The sequence below is a fragment of the Streptomyces coryli genome, from assembly GCF_011044975.1.
GTDB lineage: Bacteria > Actinomycetota > Actinomycetes > Streptomycetales > Streptomycetaceae > Streptomyces > Streptomyces coryli.
Window position 1 is genome coordinate 1 of record NZ_JAAKZV010000613.1, and the last position, 520, is coordinate 520.

Consider the following 520-nt stretch of genomic DNA (forward strand, 5'->3'; position numbering starts at 1 on the left):
GCCGGGGGGCGCGGGCCGTTCTGCGCCGGGGAGCGTACGCCGTCCGGGCCGGCCTCCGCGCCGGGCGGGCGGGTGTGCAGCACCTCCTGGACGTAACGCGCCTGGCGCAGCAGCTGCCGCACCCGGCGCCAGGGGGCGTCCTGCCACTCGCTCACCGCCGCTTCGGCGGCGGTCCCGTCCTGCAGGCCGGGCGCGGTGGCGGAGAGGCCGCGGGCGAGGGCCTCGGCGTTGTACGGGCGGCTGGCGCGCGCCAGCGGCAGCGCGGCGGTGGCCTCGGCGAGGCGGCGGCGGGAGGTCTCGGCGAGCGGCAGCAGCGCTTCCGCCGGGGCGTCGGCGGCGGCCGAGAGCGGGGTTTCCGAGGCGAGTACGGCGGCGGCGTCGGCCACCGCGTGGTAGCGGGCGGAGCCGATGGCCTGCAGCGCGGCGGTGTGCGCCTTGCTGCGGGCGAGGCCGAGGCGGCGCTGCAGCAGCGCGGCGGCGCGGGCGGCGCCGAGGCCGCGGGCGGGGGGCGGTCCTGGCT

Annotated in this window: 1 pseudogene; it reads right to left on the reverse strand. The window is 82.1% G+C overall.

What is annotated here, in order from left to right:
• Positions 1–520: pseudogene (locus G5C51_RS42445) on the reverse strand (CHAD domain-containing protein); the annotation flags it as partial.